This is a genomic window from Sulfurospirillum sp. 1612, from assembly GCF_036556685.1.
In the GTDB taxonomy this organism is placed as follows: Bacteria; Campylobacterota; Campylobacteria; order Campylobacterales; family Sulfurospirillaceae; genus JAADIZ01.
Genome location: NZ_CP140614.1, coordinates 1,228,994 through 1,242,517, shown reverse-complemented (window position 1 = coordinate 1,242,517; position 13,524 = coordinate 1,228,994). Strand labels below are relative to the sequence as shown.

Annotated in this window: 17 protein-coding genes; 6 read left to right on the top strand and 11 right to left on the bottom strand. The window is 36.6% G+C overall.

Annotated features, from left to right (window positions below; translation table 11 throughout):
- Positions 1 to 252: 252 nt before the first annotated feature.
- The 6 genes from SFB89_RS06165 to SFB89_RS06140 form a co-directional block, all read right to left on the bottom strand.
- The gene (locus SFB89_RS06165) at positions 253 to 909 is read right to left on the bottom strand and encodes an AAA family ATPase (RefSeq protein ID WP_331773812.1); all 657 of its coding nucleotides are present in this window, start codon (positions 907 to 909) and stop codon (positions 253 to 255) included.
- The gene (locus SFB89_RS06160; RefSeq protein WP_331773811.1) at positions 884 to 1,447 is read right to left on the bottom strand and encodes a hypothetical protein; all 564 of its coding nucleotides are present in this window, start codon (positions 1,445 to 1,447) and stop codon (positions 884 to 886) included. The genes SFB89_RS06165 and SFB89_RS06160 overlap by 26 nt, the downstream gene beginning before the upstream one ends.
- A complete protein-coding gene (locus tag SFB89_RS06155; protein ID WP_331773810.1) occupies positions 1,444 to 1,728 on the bottom strand; it encodes a hypothetical protein in 285 nt (94 codons plus the stop codon). Before SFB89_RS06155 ends, SFB89_RS06160 begins: the two co-directional genes overlap by 4 nt.
- Positions 1,725 to 2,123, bottom strand: coding sequence for a hypothetical protein (locus SFB89_RS06150; RefSeq protein WP_331773809.1), 399 nt, complete (start codon positions 2,121 to 2,123; stop codon positions 1,725 to 1,727). The genes SFB89_RS06155 and SFB89_RS06150 overlap by 4 nt, the downstream gene beginning before the upstream one ends.
- 95 nt (positions 2,124 to 2,218) lie before the next feature.
- Entirely contained in the window at positions 2,219 to 2,434 is a 216-nt protein-coding gene (locus tag SFB89_RS06145; protein WP_331773808.1) for a hypothetical protein, read from the bottom strand.
- Positions 2,424 to 3,065 carry a helix-turn-helix domain-containing protein gene (locus SFB89_RS06140; protein ID WP_331773807.1) on the bottom strand — a complete coding sequence of 214 codons (642 nt, stop codon included), beginning with the start codon at positions 3,063 to 3,065 and terminating at the stop codon, positions 2,424 to 2,426. The genes SFB89_RS06145 and SFB89_RS06140 overlap by 11 nt, the downstream gene beginning before the upstream one ends.
- Positions 3,066 to 3,214: 149 nt before the next feature.
- On the opposite strand from SFB89_RS06140, the gene SFB89_RS06135 reads away from it, so the two are divergent.
- Entirely contained in the window at positions 3,215 to 4,270 is a 1,056-nt protein-coding gene (locus SFB89_RS06135) for a tyrosine-type recombinase/integrase (RefSeq protein WP_331773806.1), read from the top strand.
- 3 nt (positions 4,271 to 4,273) lie between these two features.
- On the opposite strand, the gene SFB89_RS06130 is transcribed toward SFB89_RS06135, so the two are convergent.
- Entirely contained in the window at positions 4,274 to 4,927 is a 654-nt protein-coding gene (locus SFB89_RS06130; RefSeq protein WP_331773805.1) for a carbonic anhydrase, read from the bottom strand.
- Positions 4,928 to 5,124: 197 nt separating this feature from the next.
- On the opposite strand from SFB89_RS06130, the gene SFB89_RS06125 reads away from it, so the two are divergent.
- Both SFB89_RS06125 and SFB89_RS06120 read left to right on the top strand, forming a co-directional pair.
- Complete coding sequence (locus SFB89_RS06125) at positions 5,125 to 6,867, top strand: aldehyde ferredoxin oxidoreductase C-terminal domain-containing protein (protein ID WP_331773804.1); 1,743 nt, start codon at positions 5,125 to 5,127, stop codon at positions 6,865 to 6,867.
- Positions 6,867 to 7,109, top strand: coding sequence for a MoaD/ThiS family protein (locus tag SFB89_RS06120; protein ID WP_331773803.1), 243 nt, complete (start codon positions 6,867 to 6,869; stop codon positions 7,107 to 7,109). The genes SFB89_RS06125 and SFB89_RS06120 overlap by 1 nt, the downstream gene beginning before the upstream one ends.
- On the opposite strand, the gene SFB89_RS06115 is transcribed toward SFB89_RS06120, so the two are convergent.
- Positions 7,110 to 7,400: a MoaD/ThiS family protein gene (locus SFB89_RS06115; RefSeq protein WP_331773802.1), complete on the bottom strand. Its 291-nt coding sequence runs from the start codon at positions 7,398 to 7,400 to the stop codon at positions 7,110 to 7,112.
- A gap of 113 nt (positions 7,401 to 7,513) precedes the next feature.
- Between SFB89_RS06115 and SFB89_RS06110 the strand changes: the two genes are divergently transcribed.
- Both SFB89_RS06110 and SFB89_RS06105 read left to right on the top strand, forming a co-directional pair.
- Positions 7,514 to 7,690, top strand: a complete 177-nt coding sequence (locus SFB89_RS06110) for a hypothetical protein (RefSeq protein ID WP_331773801.1) — start codon at positions 7,514 to 7,516, stop codon at positions 7,688 to 7,690.
- A 2-nt stretch (positions 7,691 to 7,692) separates the two neighbouring features.
- Positions 7,693 to 8,418: an arginyltransferase gene (locus tag SFB89_RS06105; RefSeq protein ID WP_331776061.1), complete on the top strand. Its 726-nt coding sequence runs from the start codon at positions 7,693 to 7,695 to the stop codon at positions 8,416 to 8,418.
- Position 8,419: 1 nt separating this feature from the next.
- On the opposite strand, the gene SFB89_RS06100 is transcribed toward SFB89_RS06105, so the two are convergent.
- Positions 8,420 to 9,931 (bottom strand): B12-binding domain-containing radical SAM protein, encoded by a 1,512-nt coding sequence (locus SFB89_RS06100; protein ID WP_331773800.1) that lies wholly within the window; start codon positions 9,929 to 9,931, stop codon positions 8,420 to 8,422.
- Between the two features lie 114 nt (positions 9,932 to 10,045).
- Between SFB89_RS06100 and SFB89_RS06095 the strand changes: the two genes are divergently transcribed.
- Complete coding sequence (locus SFB89_RS06095) at positions 10,046 to 11,251, top strand: MFS transporter (protein ID WP_331773799.1); 1,206 nt, start codon at positions 10,046 to 10,048, stop codon at positions 11,249 to 11,251.
- A 17-nt stretch (positions 11,252 to 11,268) separates the two neighbouring features.
- On the opposite strand, the gene SFB89_RS06090 is transcribed toward SFB89_RS06095, so the two are convergent.
- Together SFB89_RS06090 and SFB89_RS06085 are read right to left on the bottom strand one after the other, a co-directional pair.
- Positions 11,269 to 12,957, bottom strand: coding sequence for a hypothetical protein (locus SFB89_RS06090; protein ID WP_331773798.1), 1,689 nt, complete (start codon positions 12,955 to 12,957; stop codon positions 11,269 to 11,271).
- 22 nt (positions 12,958 to 12,979) lie between these two features.
- Positions 12,980 to 13,519 carry a HyaD/HybD family hydrogenase maturation endopeptidase gene (locus SFB89_RS06085; RefSeq protein WP_331773797.1) on the bottom strand — a complete coding sequence of 180 codons (540 nt, stop codon included), beginning with the start codon at positions 13,517 to 13,519 and terminating at the stop codon, positions 12,980 to 12,982.
- Positions 13,520 to 13,524 lie beyond the last annotated feature (5 nt).

Genomic DNA, 13,524 nt, shown 5'->3' with positions numbered 1-13,524 from the left:
AGCTCCTGCAGTCAAAGTGCTTGAGATAATTGGTTGGATATATTTTTTTCCAACAACAACGCCAATAATTACGCCTAAACTTACGTATAGGTCTGATTGTGTAAAATTCATTTATGATGTCCTTTGATATTTAATTAGATTGATAAAAATGGGATATATTTTCCCAAAACACTTGAAACAACAACCGCGGCTACGCCATAAATAACGCCTTTTGTTACGTTCTTTTGCATTTTTAAACCTCCTTTCAAAGATTTATCCTTTTTGTAATATTTCAAGATCATTTTTACTTGTAGTAATGATCTTATGATGTTCTTCATCTTCAAACTCTAAAAAACTGAAGCGATCTAAATTTTCAACTAAACTAACATATTCAGCCCCGATCGCTTGCTTTATATATAATTTATCAGTAGGTTCGCGCAACCGTGAAAAATAAAAAATATCTGTTTGTGATGTCAAGTTGCGCGAGATGTTTGCCGGCCTACGTGAAGTGGATATTATGTCAATCTCGTGGTGCCTACCATATTGTATAATCTTGTTCAAGGAGTTCTTTTTTGTAGCCCGAGGATCTAAAAACATATCTACTTCATCGACGACAAACATCAAAGATCTCATCTGTGCAACGATACTTGCAAGTTCATCAAAAGTATCATCAAAAGCATTAACGATTAGTTCTAACTTGTATTTATAAAAAACTTTGAAATTTGCCGTGTTATATATCCACTTTCTAAACTTTCCAACGGATTGAAAACTTAACCGTCGATTTTGAAATGTAGAATATTGAAATCGTGGATCTGCAATTATAGTCGGCTTATTGTACATGAGCATAAGTGCTTCTGTTAAAGCTGTCTTTCCATAGCCCTTATGCCCTATGACTGTAATAATTTTATTTTGTCTTTGTTCTATTAGCATTAAATTTACTTTTTAACTTTCCTAAAAATGTTGGAATATTCGCTAAGCCTATAATCCCATCAATAGCCAAAAATGCACCCGCTACAATTACGACTGCCGTATTAACGCCGTGGCTACTTACTGTTTCATCTTCGACCTTTTTATCAACGATATTGACTGCATTATTTTTAAAAATCTGTTTTGCTGCTGCATTAAGCGGCTCTTGCTCTCTCTTTAGCTTAAAACTCTCTGCAATAGCCAAAAATGTATCAATAATCGCCTCGCTATCGCTTTTGGCTCTGTTTGCTCTTGCCTTTGGCTCTGTTTGCTCTCTATTTGCTCCTTTTGTTAGTATTATGTCGCAAAGTTCGGCTTTGCTTAATTTTGTTAATGTAACTTCTTTTAAATTTGTATAGGGGAGGGCGATTTTTGCCAATTCTTTGCCCGTCTTCTGCATTAACTCAGTCCTGGTTATATCTTCCTTCGTGCTTTTTATGTCATCAAAAGGAATATCCATATCTACGCCATTATCCGTTACTTTTTCCGCTCCTTTATTCATGCTTTAGCCTCTTTATCGTTATTTTTAGAGTTTTTAATAAGAAATAGGCCAATACCAATCAAAGAAACACTACCAATCAAAAAAAAGTATTTTGATTTTGGTTTCTTTTCCTCTTCATGTTCTTCTTTAATTTCTACGACCTTAAAATCCTCAAATCTTTTTTCAACTTCATTTATGCGTTTCTCTAAATCTTTTGTCAAATTTTCTTTTATATCTGGTATATTTTCCTCTTCTGTTTGAATAATTTGATCATCAGATAAACTTTCAATCTCTTTAGTCATTTTTCGCCTCCTTGATTTGTATTTGTTTTAATTTTTCCATCTGTAAATGAGTTTACGCCATTGACTGCAAAACTTGCACTCATAATCGTGCCAAAGGCCGTCGTAATAGGTAAAAATAAATCTTTCATGCTAGATATGGCACTAGATATTTGTTGTGTATTTCCTAGATTAAAAGATTGTGCGAGTAGTAAAAAAAGCATAACATAAATATAAGTACTATATAGCCTCATCGTGGTTGTAGTTATGCTTCTTCTCATCTGCCCATTTGGATCAAGCGCTTTAAGATATATTGCTGTTGCTTGTGCTTTATCTTGTGCCGTTTCAAACCATTTAGAAGCCGCTTTTTTGATAGGATCTTGAAAAATCCCTAAAATAGAAGATAAAATTGGAAACATTTTTTGCCTTTATTTTGATTAAAGGCGCTTTCATTCCGTAACATGAAAACGCTTATATAGGGAAATTACGGTATCCCTGTATAAGAGTTAAACATCTATTTTATGCCGCGTTTTAAAGCTCTTCTTAGTTCTATCAATTGCTTGATCTCTTTTTTTAATTCTTTTATTCGTTTTGTTCGCTCTTCATTGTCATTGCCATAAAAGTGATCTTCACCTTTTAATATACTAATGCCACCTTTTCTATCTTCGATTTGTTCTTTTATAATATTTTGGATCATGTCATATTGTAAAGATAAAATTTCAATAATCATTTTTTAACTCCTTATTTTTGAAAAAAGCATCTAGTAATGCTTCACGTTTATCAAACATCAACATTTCAAATAATATGGCCTCATCTTTGTTTAGATCCCTATTATATGTTATTGTGCGATAGTAGCCATTCTTTTTAATCTCAATTATTTGTGCTTGTAAATCTCCCGCGGTATCAATGAAAAATTGATTTTCTGTTAGATATAGTTTCATGAATTTTCTAAACTTTGCAAAAGACTTACTAATTTGTAATCTGTCCAACTCTTCAATGCGCCTGATCGGATTTTTAACTGTACAATCTGAGGGTAGGGTGGCTGAATTCCATGCTTTAAGAAATCTTGTTTCTGTAAATATTCGTCGCTTATATGGTGTTCTAGTTTGTAGTGTATCAATTACGATGTATTTTTTCTTTTTTAATTTTTTAATTGCTTGTTTTAGTGCATCAATACTATGACCTGTTAGATCACAAATTTGACGATTTGTAGCATAGCAATAATTATCCTTGTAGCTCAGCATTTCTATGTACATATATACGATCTTTTCAGTAGCTGTCAAGCTTGTATTAAGTAAAATATCATTTTCTACTGTTGTACGCCCATTTTCAAACTTATCTATGAGTTTAACGTCTATCATGACATGCTCTTTTTAAGTTTTAACTCATTGTTTCTAACTCGTTTAAGTTTCAAGCCGATACAACCAAATAAGAGTTTGGAAATTATAGTTTCCAATACAATTAAGGAAATTTTTGCTATAATACCCATAAATCATCACAAGGCATACTCATGAGATATCCTCTTGACTTTGAAGCTACATTTAGTAAGACCTATCTTTTTTGGTTGAGTAAATTTACTCGTAACAAAATAACGACATTATCGAATCGCAACGTCACCGATAAAGATCGATTGGCTCAAATCATCCAGCATCTCGCTCAAGGCAGCGATAATATCAAGGTCTTAAAACAATGGCTCAATGATGCAAGAAATATTGGCATGGGAGGCATTCATGTCTATTTTCGTCCACTTGAAAAACTCTATGAGTATCTGATGCGTTTTGGTGCCGCTTCGATGCGAGAGATTGATGAAGAGTTATTGAGTGATTTTTTGGCCAGTGAAACATCACAACTCTCCGATGCCTCCAAAAAGAACTATCGTATCGCATTGCTTAGTTTTTTTAGTTATATTGACAAGCAAAATAGTGATGAAAATGGTACGGCTTATCACTATGGCATCGAACTCAAGAACTGGGGAGGATTAGGAGGAAAAGGGGGCATTAAACTCCCCTCTTACCTCAATAAAGATGAAGTACAGCGTTTTATCGCAGCGATTGACGCTTATGAGTTCAAAACCCCAGAAATCGGCATCAGAAACCGTTTGATTATCAAACTGATTCTCTATACCGGCATTCGCGTGGGTGAGGCGATTGGCGTCAAAAAGAGTGATTTTTTTAAAGATGAAGATACTTATGTCATACAAGTACGCGGCAAAGGCAACAAGCCCCGTGTTGTCATGATACGTGAAAAAATCATACAATCAGATCTCTTAGCTTGGCTTGAGATCCATCATTGTCACGATGGTTTGATGTTTTGCAATCAAAAAGGTACGAAACTCACACAAGCTTATTTGAGCCGAATTGTGGAGCAAATACTCATATCAGCAGGTATTAGAAAAGAGAAAAACGGGTGCCATATGCTACGCCATACCTTTGCCACTTTGCTGTACCAAAAAAGTCATGATTTGATACTCGTGCAAGAATCTTTAGGACATGCTGATATTAATACGTCTCGTATTTATACGCATTTTGACAAAGAAAAACTGAAAAAAACGACTGATATTTTCTAAAAATTAGGCATCATGATGTTCTGGTGGCAAAAAGAGCATCTTGTCATCATCATAAAACGAAACATCACCGGTTTCGATTTTATAATACCATCCTCTAATCGACAAAGTGCCCTCTTCCACTTTTTCTGCGACTTTGGGATAGCTCAAGAGATTTTGAAGTGAAAAGACGACAGAGATTTGTTCGGCCATTTCCATCTTTAATTTTAACTCAAGTGGTTCACTGACTTCGAGTTGGTCTATCATCTCTTTTGTTCGCTCACCCAGTTCCAACCACTTTTTGACATGTATCATCGCATCAGGATCAATATCCTCTTTTTTAAATACTCCCTCGATAGCACCACAATGAGAATGACCACAGACAATGATATCACTCACTTTCAAAAAGGATACGGCATACTCTATGGCAGCAGCAGTACCGTGAAAATCGACATCTGGCTTATAGGGAGGAACAAAATTTCCAATATTTCGAACGACGAAAAGATCGCCAGGATCGGAGTTTGTGATGAGCGAAGGTACGACCCTTGAGTCACTGCAACCGATAAAGAGTGCTTTGGGTTTTTGTCCCCTTTTTACCAAATCGATATAGCGTTCTTTATACTTTTTGAAACTCTGTTTTTTGAACGCTTCAGTACCACGCATCAACATTGATATATCCATAATGACTCCTTCTGAAATTGGAAGTATATCATTATCAAAATCATATTACCATTTAAAAATCCATAATTATGTGAAAAGTGTGTAAAAAAAGATATGCAATTTTAGCATATTTTCATTATAAGTGCTTTGGCAAAATTTTAAGAAATAATTCAATTTATACATCATAGAATGAGGAAAATTGACCAAAAGGGGAAGATATGTCAGATAAAATTTACCGAGTAAATATGTCAAATCTTAGTTTTAAGATTGAAGATGTACCGCAAGACTGGATGGGATTAGGTGGTAGAGGTCTTACTTCTACAATCGTTGCTGCCGAGGTTGACCCTGAGTGTCACCCTCTTGGTCCAAATAATAAAATGGTCTTTGCTCCAGGACTACTCTCCGGTACCAGTGCTGCAAACAGCGGTAGAAATTCTCTAGGTGCCAAAAGCCCACTAACCGGAGGTATCAAAGAGAGTAATGTTGGTGGAACTATCGCCGGAGTGATGGCAAAATTGGGTGTAAAAGCGCTCATCATCGAAGGAATGCCTGAGGATGATAGTACTTTTTATCACATTCATGTCACCAAAGAGCATATTGAGATCGAACGCGTACCGGAACTTGTCGGCAAAGATAATTACTTTGTATTAGATTCAATGCTAGAAAAATATGACAAAAAAGTAGCCGTCATGAGTATTGGACGTCCGGGTGAGATGAAAATGTTGATTTCCAATATTTCTGTCAAAGACCCAAAAGGTAAGCTCAGAAGCCATGGCCGCGGTGGTCTTGGTGCGGTAATGGGTTCTAAGAAAATCAAATGTATCACGGTGGATGCTGAAAAATTCAACGAAGCAAGTGCCAGCATTGTTGATATGGAAAAATTCAAAGCTGCGAGTAAAGTGTTTACTAAAGCACTCAAGGATAATCCAATCAGTGGTGAAGGCTTGCCCGCTTTTGGTACAAATGTTCTGGTTAATATCATCAATGAAGCCGGTGGCTTACCGACTCGAAACTTCAGATCAGGATATTCAGATAATGCAGAAAATATCTGCGGTGAAACGATGGCTGAAAATATCAAAGCCCGTGGCGGTAGCACGACTCATGGATGTCATGCCGGATGTGTGATTCAATGCTCTCAAACTTATAATGATAAAGAGGGGAAATATCTCACTTCTGGATTTGAATATGAGATGATTTGGGCCTTTGGTGCTAATCTTGGTATTCGAGACTTAGACCAAATCGCAAAAATCGATGCATTGATGGATGATTTGGGATTGGATGCTATTGAAACCGGTGTGACTTTGGGACTCGCAGTAGATGCTGGATTGATTGAATTTGGTGATGGAGATAGAGCCTATGAAATTCTCAAATACGAAGTAAGCAAAGGAACACATCTTGGTAGAATTATCGGCTCAGGAGCTGGAAATCTAGGAAAACTCTACGGTCTTGTTCGTGTGCCAGTGGTCAAAAATCAAAGTATTCCTGCTTATGAACCAAGAGCAATCAAAGGACAAGGTGTTACTTATGTTACCACACCTATGGGAGCAGATCATACCGCCGGTTATGCCGTCGCTACCAATATTCTCAACAGTGGGGGACATGTTGATCCACTCAAAAAAGAGGGACAAGTGGAGCTTGCACGAAATTTACAAATCGCCTCAGCGGCTGTAGATAGTACCGGAATGTGTATTTTCGTGGCGTTCCCAGCACTTGATGAACCGGCGTGTTTACCGGCACTTATTGATATGATTAATGCCAGATTTGGCACTACTTTAAGTATTGATGATGTGATGAATTTAGGTAAAACCATTCTAAAAACAGAGCATGAATTTAATTTAAATGCAGGATTAACCAAGCATGATGACAGAATACCGGAGTTCATGAAATATGAAGCGCTTCCTCCTCATAATGTGACGTGGGACTTCACCAACGAAGAGATTGATGCTTTTTGGGATTTCTGATGGCTGAACTTATGGAAATCACGGTGAAACTTTTCGCACAATATCGAGAAGGAAGATTTAAATCACAACAGCGTCAGTATCCAAAAGGATCGACGGCTCAGCATATTTTAGAAGATGTTGGCATTGACAAAGAGAAGCTGCCGGTTGGAGTTTTGATGGTCAATGGACGACATGTTGAGGAAGATTTTGTTTTGGAAGATGGTCAAATATTTACCATCTTCCCAAAAGTGGGTGGAGGGTGACTAAAAGTCGCCCTCTTCTTGTTTGATACCAAGCATGAGCCGATAAGACCCCGGCGTTCCTGGTGGTAAAAGTGCTAATCTATCGCCCTCTTTTAGTATGGTATCTTTGGGTAATACCACGCCATTGATAAAAACAGCTTCGACTTCTTCGTCTTTAAAATTTAAATTTTTTATGATTTGATTGGGTGTGATGCCCTTTGGTAATTCCATCGGGGCATTGACATAGGGGATGCCTTGCGCTTTTAGTTTTTCTCTTAAAAATGAAAAGGCATTGAATGTGATATGTATCAATTTCCCCTCCTTATCTTCAAAATATCTAGAATATTTCGATAAATTATAACACGAATGCAATTTAGAATGCATATATTTTGCTATAATAAACAAAAATACTATCGGAGCGTCTGATGCAAAATGCACTATTTGATGAATTAAAAGATTTGAAGAAAAATATGAAAGAGAACGAAAAAATCGAGAACGAAAGAAAAATTAAAGAAGCAAAAGAGAGTAAAGAAGAAAAAATGCAAGATCAATTTTTGGATTTTGTCAAAGAGAGTGGCATTAAAAAAATCAATCCATCATGAATATGCAATTTTCTACTAAGATAATCGAATTTTCAACACTTGAAAACCAATGTTCTTACCTCAGTGACAAACGCTCACGCATGGAATACAAGTACATTGAAAACTGTACCAGTCGCTTTAATGATGATTTGGTCAAAAGAGGTTGGAGACGTTTTGGAAACTATTATTCCAGACCCAATTGTGCCACGTGTCAAGAATGCAAAAGCCTAAGAATCGATGCACAAGCCTATACATTTAGCAAAAGTGCCAGACGAGTTATACGCAAAAATTCCAAAACAGTCTATACCATCCAAAAACCAACACTGAGTAATGAACATCTTGAAATTTATGAAAAATATCACGCACATATGGAAGCGAAAAAAGGGTGGAAAAGTTATAAAATACGCCCCAATAGTTATTATGAGCTCTATATAGCAGGAGCTGGAAAATTTGGTAAAGAGGTGCTCTATTTTATTGATGATCGGCTCGTAGCTGTCGATTTAATCGATTTCATGGATGATGGTATCTCATCTATATATTTTTATTATGATCCCGATTATGCAGATTTTTCTCTTGGAAGGTATTCAATTTATGTTCAAATCCAACTGGCCAAAAATTTTAACCTCCGATGGATTTATTTGGGATATTATGTTAAAGATTGCATCAGCTTAAACTACAAAGAGCACTATAAACCTTATGAGATTCTGCAAAATAACCCAGCTTTGGATGAGCCAGATATCTGGAAGTAGGTTATGCGTCCAAATGCTTGAGTTGGCGTTTGTTAAACGTCGGCTTCCCAATTTCTTTACTTTTGCCCTCTTCTTCAATCCTTAAAAATTTTGGTATTTTACGCCCTCGAATTACGGTGAGATCCTTGATGAGCAACTGTTTTATCATGAGCGAATCTTTCTCTAAAATTTCAGTAAGATAACGATAAAGTAGCTGTGCTAGCCTATCCAGAGAGATTTGCCACGTCGATTCAGTTTGCTGGTAAATCCAATGGGAAAATTTCTTAAATCCTGCATAAACACGACCATCTTCCCATAAATATACTACACTATGTTTGAAATTTCCACTGTTATAGACCAAATCCCAAAATCTTGCAAATCGCTTCATCTCTTGCATCTCATGATAGGAAATCAAATCATTTTTTAAAATGTCATAAGGAGGAATATCTGAATAGACCATGCCATATTCTTCATCATGTCGATTGAGTGTTGTGCCGGAGAGTTTTTTCAAAATACCGATTTGAATTTCGCATGTTGTCATTTGATAGAGTCGATCTAGGTTTTCACCAAATCCGTCCAGACTCTCCCCTGGTAAGCCAACAATCAAATCTACATGTAGATGTGCGGTAGTTTCTTGATCTAAAAAACGAAGATTCTCACGAATTTTTTCGATATTTAATTTACGATTGATATTTTTAGAAATTTCAGGATTTAATGTCTGTATTCCCACCTCAAGTTGCAATGAGGCAGGAGGAAACTTCACGATACGCTCTCTTAAAGATTTAGGAAAATGATCCGGAATGACTTCAAAATGTACAAAATACGTCTCTTCTTTTGAGAGGAAAAAATCCATCAGTTTATTGGCGGTCTCAATCCTGAGATTAAAGGTTCTATCAATAAATTTGAAATTTCTCACTCCCCTATTCCAAAGTATTTCAATCTCATCTAAAAATCGTTGCGAATCAATATGGCGTACTTTTTTATCCAAAGATGAGAGACAAAATTCACAATTATAAGGACAACCCCGACTGGCCTCGACATAAGCATAACGGTGCCTAACATCGATGTCGCTGTAGTATTTATAGGGTAACTCAATTTGACTCATATCGACCATGGGTGCTTGAATCATCTTCTCAACAGGGAAACGATTCTCCAAGAGATCACGACACAATGTATAAAATACCACATCGCCCTCTCCTTGCACGATATAATCAGCTTTTGAGAAATCAACACGATGAGGGAGGTAACTCGCCTCAGGTCCACCCACTATGATGAGCGTATCAGGAGCGACTTTTTTAGTCAAATCGATAAAGGCGCTCACCTCTTGCGCATTCCAGATATAAGCACCAATACCGATGATTTTTGGTTGCTCATGCAAGACTTTTTCTACGGCATCTTCAATGCTGCTATTAATAACAAATTCGATGATTTTAGCTTGTTGTTTGAGTTCTTTGAGATTTGCATAAAGATATCTCAAGCCTATAGAAGTATGAGTATAACGTGCATTAAAGGTGCAGAGTATGATGTCATTCAAAAGTTCGTTCCTTTCAGTATATTTTGACATTATAACACAAAAATTAAGTATAAAAGTGATAGGATTTCAAAAGATAAAAATATAAAATTTACAAGTACAAAGCAGTTAGAATTCATGAATATCAATACCTTTAATGCCTTTCACAGTCGCAATTATCGACTCTTTTTTTTCGGACAGTCTATCTCCATGATGGGGACTTGGATACAAAGAACAGCCGTATATTGGATCATATATGAGATGACGCAATCGGCTTTTATGTTAGGTGTTGCGGTGTTTGCTACGCAATTTCCTTCTTTTTTATTTTCACTGATTGGGGGAACAATCGCCGATAGACACAACCGATATAAAATGTTACTTATAACACAAATTGCTTCGATGATTCAAGCGACTTTGATGACTTTGATTGTCTTTTTTACTGCTTATACAGTCTGGGAGATTTTAGTTCTGAGTATTTTTCTTGGCATTATTAACGCTTTTGATGTTCCCACAAGACAATCTTTAGTGCATCACATGGTTGATAAAAAAGAGTATCTGGGCAATGCTATCGCGCTGAATTCTTCGATGGTAAATCTCGCCCGTCTAATCGGACCTGCTATTTCTGGGATTTTGCTAGACCAAGTGGGTGCTGGTTTTTGTTTTGCTATCAATGCCATTAGTTTTATTGCCGTCATTGGTTCCTTGCTCATGATGCGACTTCCTGATTATATTCCCACAGTCAGCAGTAAAAAGATGGTAGAAGATATCAAAGAGGGATTGTCTTATATCAAAGCCACTCCGATGATTGGAATGTTGATTTTATTACTCTCTTTGATGAGCTTTTTGGTGTTGCCATATATCACCCTACTTCCGATTATCGCCAAAGTTTCATTAGCTGGCAATGCTTCGACATTTGGATATCTCAATAGTTGTATTGGAATCGGTGCATTTTTTGGTGCTATTACTTTAGCATCGCTTAAATCTAGCATCAATCTCAAGAAAATTCTCATTGCAGCGATTGCAATCTTCGCAGTCGGCTTGCTTTTCTTTTCCAATTCTCATACGCTAACATTTGCTTTTTTCTTCGCAACCATCACCGGTTTTGGGATGATGATGCAAATCGCTATTATCAACACACTGTTGCAGACCACATCATCCATAGAGATGCGTGGACGTGTTGTGAGTTATTTTGCTATGGCACTTTTTGGTATGCAGCCACTAGGCGCGCTCATGGTGGGGACGCTATCTCATTATATCGGAGCAGAACATACTATAACATTGCAAGGTCTAATCGCTGTCATTATTTTGATAGTATTTTTGCCACGCCTTCGTAAAAACCAATAGTCTTGGTTTTAGCGGGTTTAAATATTGTCGATTGGCAACTCTCGGTTAAAGTATATTTTATGACTGGAAAGTAAGTTTTTACATGTCATCTCGCTAAGGCGTTTGTATCCAAAAAGTGAACCACCAAGCGTCATAGCAGAGCTTGATAGGGTTTCTTTATGGGCATCTGCAATATCAGAGACAAAATATGAAAAACTATCTAAAAAACCAAAGCTTAGCGTGGCATCATCTGTGCCGGCTAGTTTGAAACTCATCGCACTGCGTATCATTTTGATGGCATCAAAGTCTGAGTGTACTTTTGTTTTTTCTTTGAGTGTAAACTCGATTCTTGGCCCTTTTTGACCACCAAAACCCAGGGCATGATCCATCAATTTTTCAGCACCGTTTTCAAAATCTTCACTTAATCCTAAGATAACAGATGCAAATGCAAAAAGATGAAAGAGGTTTTGCGGCAATCTTTGCGGCACTTCAGTATCAAGGGCATGTTGAAAAATCTCTGGAAATGCTGCTTTATAATTTTTGATTAATTTTTTACCGGTCTCACCGGCATCTTCGATTGCTGCAAAGATAGCTGCAATGGAAGGATAAAGTGGAAATTTACTCAACTCTAGCATGCCGTGTTCTTCATCATGAAACAAAATGGCATCGTCATGAGTCTTACTAAAATAAAAACAACTGGTTTTAGCATTAAAAAGAGCACGTTCATTGAGTATGGATGCGTATTGACGAATTGCTGGATTTGTAAGCTTTTCTAACCCTTGTACGAGATGCTCTGGAGCGCCTTCATACTCTTTTAAAATCAATACTTCATTATTCTCTAGTACTGTTATTTCCATCGAATCGATTTTAGGAGGTACGGCCTCAAAATCAATCGAATAATTTTTCTCGCCTACAAGATGGGATTTGACTACAAAATCGACACCGATTTTATACAACTCTTCACAGATAAGTTGCAAAAGAATTGTATTTGGCATCTGAATTTTGACACTTTTTTCATCCAATATTCCTTTGGCTGCATAAATTGAGTTGATTCTTGCATTGATAATTGGCTTTTCTATTGAAGCAAGATTTCGGATTTCATTTTCATCTAGTAGCACCATCTTTTGAGCATTTGACAAATCTGTCGGTATGATGATGGCATCATCTTGTTGGTGAACGTGTTTTTTGGATACTTTAGAAAAAGCAAAATCACCACCTGGCATTTTAATAAAAACAACTTCATTTTTTGCAATCAATTCGGCTACTTCTTGGTAGACCTTATGGTGTGCGATGGCATTATTGGCGATTAGAATGTTGTTGTTCTTACTAAAAATCAGGGATGCTTCACAATCGACACAAACCTTTCCGACCTCATTAGGAGTAAAAGGATTATTCCAAAAAACAGAATTTTTATCCTTTGCTAGCGTTATAGCCTTTTTGCTAAAAGGCAACGCAATCTCGCAAGGTTTGATTTTGACATTGCTTTTTGGCATCGAATCTACAGCTTCCACATGGGTTGCTTTTAGAAAGATAGACAAGGGTAGATAAAATGATATGAAATCAGCAAATTTATGCAAAACTTCTTCAGTACCACTTACAAATAATGTGACGATTGTACCGTCTTTTTCGATTGAATAATCAATCTTAAATTCATCACAAATTTCTTTTAAGAAATTTTCCAATACTCTATTGGTTGATATATATTCAAATCTATAAGCTATTACCATTTTATTATTACCCTTGTTTTTCTTATGCAAATTGTGCGCATGCCTTGTTGGCGATGCTTTGTATGTCAATCTCTTGTTTTAACTGGTATTTAAATCCCAATTCATCCATATGTTTTAAAAATACCTTTTCCATGATAGCCGTTCCGGCAATCAACTTGTCTGTTAGATGCAATGTTGTTTCACTGACCACTTCCGGAATAATACCGATTATTTTAGTCGGTGGCCTATCACCTAACATATCCATCATGCTTAATGTTTGAAGCATTTCTACCTCATGAACACTACCTTGAAATGTAATGCTATCTGGTACATTTTCAAAATCAAAGAAGTAAACATCTCCGATTTCTCCACCTTTGGCATCAACACAATCAAAGACGATAACATAATCATATTCTGCAATGATGGGAATCAATCTCTCAGCAAGTGTACCACCATCGATGAAATCTAAAGTATGCTCTTCTGAGGAAAATTCATATTTTTCTTCCATCAAATGGCAAAGATGCACTCCGACACCTTCGTCGGAGAACATCACATTGCCAATTCCTAATATTAAAATTTTCAAGAGAA